Source organism: Oleiphilus sp. HI0123 (assembly GCF_001635315.1).
The window spans coordinates 1-5,620 of sequence record NZ_LWGE01001668.1 but is presented as its reverse complement, the minus strand read 5'-3'; the positions used below and the strand labels follow the sequence as shown (position 1 = coordinate 5,620).

The 5,620-nt window shown below is 42.4% G+C and carries 7 protein-coding genes; 5 read left to right on the top strand and 2 right to left on the bottom strand.

Going from position 1 to position 5,620, the window contains the following annotated elements; all coding sequences use genetic code 11:
- On the top strand, positions 1-676 hold a 676-nt coding region (locus tag A3761_RS22535; RefSeq protein ID WP_082870343.1), incomplete at its 5' end, for a sugar nucleotidyltransferase.
- A 40-nt stretch (positions 677-716) separates the two neighbouring features.
- On the opposite strand, the gene gmhB is transcribed toward A3761_RS22535, so the two are convergent.
- Entirely contained in the window at positions 717-1,277 is a 561-nt protein-coding gene (gene gmhB, locus A3761_RS22530) for a D-glycero-beta-D-manno-heptose 1,7-bisphosphate 7-phosphatase (protein WP_068739639.1), read from the bottom strand.
- A 63-nt stretch (positions 1,278-1,340) separates the two neighbouring features.
- Positions 1,341-2,447, bottom strand: coding sequence for a DegT/DnrJ/EryC1/StrS aminotransferase family protein (locus A3761_RS22525; RefSeq protein ID WP_068739637.1), 1,107 nt, complete (start codon positions 2,445-2,447; stop codon positions 1,341-1,343).
- Positions 2,448-2,735: 288 nt separating this feature from the next.
- Here A3761_RS22525 and A3761_RS22520 point away from each other — a divergent pair, with 288 nt between their 5' ends.
- The 4 genes from A3761_RS22520 to A3761_RS22505 form a co-directional block, all read left to right on the top strand.
- On the top strand, positions 2,736-3,305 hold the full coding sequence (locus A3761_RS22520) for an SIS domain-containing protein (protein ID WP_068739635.1): 570 nt from the start codon (positions 2,736-2,738) through the stop codon (positions 3,303-3,305).
- Positions 3,289-4,086 (top strand): nucleotidyltransferase family protein, encoded by a 798-nt coding sequence (locus tag A3761_RS22515; protein ID WP_068750927.1) that lies wholly within the window; start codon positions 3,289-3,291, stop codon positions 4,084-4,086. The genes A3761_RS22520 and A3761_RS22515 overlap by 17 nt, the downstream gene beginning before the upstream one ends.
- Before the next feature lie 24 nt (positions 4,087-4,110).
- Positions 4,111-5,106: a GDP-mannose 4,6-dehydratase gene (locus A3761_RS22510; RefSeq protein WP_068750925.1), complete on the top strand. Its 996-nt coding sequence runs from the start codon at positions 4,111-4,113 to the stop codon at positions 5,104-5,106.
- A gap of 3 nt (positions 5,107-5,109) precedes the next feature.
- A partial coding sequence (locus A3761_RS22505; protein ID WP_156492040.1) for an NAD(P)-dependent oxidoreductase occupies positions 5,110-5,620 on the top strand: 511 nt, incomplete at its 3' end.

Sequence of the window (5,620 nt, the reverse complement as noted above, 5' to 3'; positions counted from 1 at the left end):
CCTATTGGGCAATGGTGAAAACTTTGGCCTACGACTCAGTTACGCTGAGCAAGCGAAGCCAGAAGGCTTGGCGCAAGCTTTTCTTATTGGTCGAGAGTTTATCGGCTCCGGAAAGGTTTGCCTTATTCTCGGTGACAACGTCTTTTTTGGGCAAGACTTTTCACCAAAGCTTAAACAGGCTGTAGAGCAAGAACGTGGCGCAACCGTATTTGGTTATCGCGTCAAAGATCCCGAGCGTTTTGGCGTTATTGAATACAGCGATAGTGGCCAAGTACTGTCTATCGAAGAAAAACCAAGCGAGCCGAAGTCAAATTATGCAATCACAGGCCTCTATTTTTTTGATAACGATGTCGTTGACATAGCAAGCCGGGTTAAACCTTCAGCTCGTGGTGAGCTGGAAATAACCGACGTAATAAATGCCTACCTTGATCGCGAACAGCTAAATGTAACAGTGCTGGGGCGCGGATTTGCCTGGCTCGATACGGGAACCCATGACAGCTTGATCGATGCCGGGCAGTTTGTGAAAACTGTTGAGGAGAGACAAGGATATAAGATTGCGTGTTTGGAAGAGATTGCGTTTAAGCGTGGGTGGTTATCGAAGCAGCAAATAATATCTCAGATTAACAGTATTGGTGGCACCCAATACGGGTGCTATTTGCAAGAAATGGTGGACTAATAAAGGTAAGCTAACTAGAGCAACGTGATTTAGCTTACCTTTATAAAATGGAATGAATGGCACTAAGCCTGTTTGTTTGGTAGTAGGTTTTATTGCCAGGACGTTTTAGAGGTGGGCCATTACCAATAGGCTTGTCATGAGTTACCAATATGCGTTTTTTGATTTTTGCCAGTTGAGCGCAACGCATATCCGAAATGCTGTCACCAACCATAACCGACTTTGATAAAGATATATGAAAGCGCCGCTTCGCTTTGAATATCATGCCAGCTTTGGGTTTTCTGCAGATGCAGGTATGGTTAAAATCGGGGTGGTGTGGGCAGTAGAGAGTTTGTGTGACCTTAATTCCCTGATGCCAGAATTTCTTTTTAACTTGTTTGGTTAGTGTCTCAAAGTCTTTCCTAGAGTAATACTTCCTAGCTATACCTGATTGATTGGTGATTATTATTATTTGATAGCCTTTTCTCTGAGCGTGTTTACACAAAGCAAAAATACCGTCGATAAACTCAAAGTCCTCAAAATGATGAACATAGCCGTGGTTGATATTAATTACACCGTCGCGATCTAGAAAAAGAGCTTTTCTATAAGTTTTTATTTGGTACATAGTTAAGCCTGAAGCGTGGCTCCTAAAGTCATTAATGCGGAAACTAGATCATCAAAACTTAGCTTAAGCTTGGTTATCGACAAACTTAGAAATGCTTCTTGTGACATTATCTATTTGTTCGTGTGTCAAATAAGCGTGGAAGGGCAGAGCAATGCCGTTCTCAGAACATCGGATTGAATGTTCTAGCCCTCCTTTAGCTTCGATAGTGTTGTGTTTGAAAGCTGCATGTTGATTGATCAAGGGGTAGTACAAGCGTCGAGATTCTATCTGATGTGAATAAAGGAATTCAGACAATTGCTCAGCTTTTTGATTTTCAAACGTGACATAAAGGCTAGATGGGGTGAACTTGTCAGTTCCCGCTTGCAAAGAGAGGGGTAGCTTTGCTGCTCTAAATGCTTCCTTGTAATGTTTAAAGATACTGTCTCGTATACTTATTATTTCGGTAAGCCGGTCAAGCTGCGCAAGGCCGATAGCGCAATGGTATTCACTAATCTTTGCATTGCCGCCCGCACTAAGAATAGAGCGGTCTGGTTCAAAACCAAAGTTTGATGCTTTCTTGATCTGTAAGGCATGTTCTTTTGAAGGGCAGACAACAAGACCACCTTCTCCTGCACCGATTGGCTTCGTCGCATGTAAACTAAAAGCATAGATAATGTTGTCTCTAATGCTCTGATTGCCAAGTGCTGCGGCTGCATCGAAGATTACCGGAATGCCGGTTTTCTGGCAGAAAATAGACCAGCTTTCTGAGCAGAGCGGCGTACCAAAAGCGGCAACTGGCACGACAGCGGCAATATTGTGCTCCTTAAGTTGGAGCGAGGCAATGTCAGGTGTTAATGCCCAGCCCTCTTTGTCAATGTCACAAACTACTGGCGTCAACCCTGCATTAATTATCGCTTCTATCGTGGCGGGGAATGTAAAACTACTGGTAAGTACCTTAGCTCCTAAAGGTAGGCTTAAGCTCTTCAATGAAAGTTCAATTGCCGAAGTGCCAGATGAGACTATTGCTAGGCGCTTGGGGTCAATACCGTTAAGGCATTTGTCGGCTAAGTTGTGCTGAAACCGTTCATAGAGTGGCCCGAAATTAGAATACCAGCGCTTATCGTCAATCTCCCTAAGGTAGGGGATTAATTGATCTGTGACTGGCATGTCGGGTATGAAGTAGGAAATCATAGGAAAAGCTTCTTATAGAATATATTTAACAATATATAGCAATAAGCAGGCCTTAACGAAATAAAAATTAGGGTGTTTTTTGGGTTTACGATAGGATTAGAGAGTGGTGCAGTGGGCTGAGGAGATATGACTCGCCTAGTAAGGATGATTGATAAGCATATTTCCTTAATTTATACTCGGTTTTTGTTATAAAAATTAATGATTTAAAATAGAATTCCTGCTTAAGCAATCTTGATACCTATCATGGCGAATTTTTATCGTCGGTACTAAAACTAAATAAGAAAAATTATGAGTAATGGCGACTATTTTAATAATTACTTCTCTCTAATCAGTGAAAAGACCTCATCAATAGATCCTGCCTTGCTAAGGGAATGTGCTTCGGTTATCCAGAGTACGCACACCAGTGGGGGAAAGTTGTTGATTGTTGGAAATGGTGGGAGTGCTGCTATGGCAAGCCACCTAACAGTAGATTTCTTGAAGTCAGCTGGGGTTCGAGCAATGAACTTCAACGAAGCTGACTTAATTACGTGTTTCAGCAATGATTACGGCTATGAGCACTGGGTGTCAAAGGCGTTCGAGGCTTACGCAGACCCGGGAGACCTCGCTATCATAATTAGTAGCAGTGGGCGCTCAGCGAATATGTTAAACGCAGCGATCAAAGCTTCAAAATTGAAGCTCGGGATAATTACTGTTTCCGGCTTTACGGCTGATAACCCTTTGAGACAGTTGGGTGATATTAATTTATGGGTTGACAGTAAAAGTTATAATGTTGTTGAAATGACACATCATATTTGGCTTTTATCGATCATAGACTTTATTTCTGAGAGTAAGGCTCGGTTAGATGAACCAAAGGCCTGATATTCGAGCTTTACTACTATCGGCAGGTTTAGGGACTCGGCTTCGGCCTCTAACGAATAATTGGCCTAAATGTTTAATGCCCATCAACGGTAGGCCGCTACTAGAGTACTGGCTACAGACATTAGATGATATAGGCATTCATCATGCTGTGGTTAATACCCACTATTTATCAGAACTTGTATCTAAATTTCTTAAGCGCCCACAGTATGCTTCATGGATAAAAGAGGTTTTTGAACCTGAGTTGCTGGGAACAGCGAGTTCCTTGCGGCAAAATCAGGCTTTTTTTAAGAATGCCACGACGCTACTAATTCATGCAGATAATTGGTGTCACTGTAATTTCTCGGCTTTTATTGAATATCATTGCAAGTATCGACCAGATAATTGCCCTATAACAATGATGACTTTTGATACTGAACTTCCTCAAAGTTGCGGGATAGTTGAGCTTGATTCTCAAAATAGAGTTATTGGGTTTCACGAAAAAGTTTCAAACCCTCCTGGCAACCGAGCAAATGCTGCAGTTTATCTGCTTGAGCCTGAAATCCTTGATTGGCTAGAACTGCATCCCGAGATCTCCGATTTTAGTACACAGGTGCTTCCACAATTTGTTGGTCGAATAGCTACTTGGCACAATGATGTCATTCATCGTGATATCGGCACATATTCTGCATTGCGTAAAGCTCAGTTGGACCCTTTGCCGCTTCTTAATTGGCCGGCAGCAGATTCATGGCAAAAAGAGTTCGACGATAATCCGATTCATAGTCTTGTCAATAAAGACAAGTGAGACTGGCAAGCTTAGGCAGGTATTATGGCAGATCGATTTCTTGTAATTGGTAGTAACTCATTTTCTGGTTCCCACTTTGTTGAGCATTTGCTTGAGCAAGGCTATGAGGTCATTGGGGTTAGTCGTTCACCTGAGTTGCACTCGGTGTTCTTGCCATACAAGTGGAGTGGCGCTTTTAATGAACGTTTTCGGTTTTTCCAAATTGACCTTAACCATGATCTGGATGAACTCCTAAGCGTAATAAAGCAGCATAAACCAACTTATATAATTAATTTTGCAGCGCAAGGTATGGTCGCTCAAAGCTGGCAGACTCCGGAGCATTGGTATCAGACTAATGTAGTGGCGCAAGTGAAATTGCATGATGAGCTACGGAAGTTAAACTGGATTAAAAAGTATTTGCATGTCACAACCCCTGAAGTTTATGGCAATACAGAAGGCTGGGTAAAAGAGCACTTTAACTTTTCTCCTAGTACGCCTTATGCCGTTTCAAGAGCTGCTTGTGATTTGCACTTAATGAGCTTTTTCAATGCTTACGACTTCCCGGTTGTGTTTACACGAACTGCAAATGTTTACGGACCGGGCCAGCAACTCTATCGAATTCTCCCAAGGGCTTTGTTATTTGCCAAAACAGGGCAGCGTATGCAGCTTCATGGCGGGGGGCATTCGGTTAGATCGTTTATACATATAAAAGATGCCTCTGACGCTACCTTGCGTATTCTTCTTAATGGAGACCCAGGCTCGACCTACCACATATCAACTCGTGAAACAGTTTCCATACGGGAGCTTGTTGAACGTGTCGGTGATGTGACAAAAGTTTCTTTTGAAGACTTTGTTGATGTTACAGAAGACCGTTTAGGAAAAGATCAGGCATATTTACTTGATAGTACTAAAGTTCGTAAGCAATTTTCTTGGGCCGATAAAATTACTTTGGACGATGGCATTAACGAAACATTGCAATGGGTCGAACAGAACTTAGAAGTCTTGCTGACGCTTCCTCACAACTACCAACATAAAGCGTAAATAATGAATATACTAATTACTGGCGGCTGCGGCTATATCGGCAGCGTTCTTACACCCCAACTTCTTAGCGATGGACATCATGTAACCGTCGTCGATACCCAGTGGTTTGGTAATTTTTTAGAGCCTCATGAGCGACTTACAGTAGTAAAAGAAGATATTCGGAATATAGACGCTATTCCGCTTGAAGGTATCGAAACGATTGTCCATCTTGCTAATATTGCAAATGACCCAGGGGTTGAATTAAATCCTACTCTATCCTGGGAGGTTAATGTTCTTGGCGCGCAGCTGCTTGCAGATAGGGCGGTTAGAGCTGGTGTAAAACATATGCTCTATGGTAGTTCTGGCAGTGTATATGGCATTAAAGATGAGCCTCAGGTCACCGAAGATTTACCTCTTGTTCCCATCACTGTATATAACAAAACCAAAATGGTAGCAGAGCGAATTATGCTTAGTTATAGCGATAAGATGCAGGTGCATAATATAAGGCCTGCTACTGTGTGTGGCTGGTCTCCAC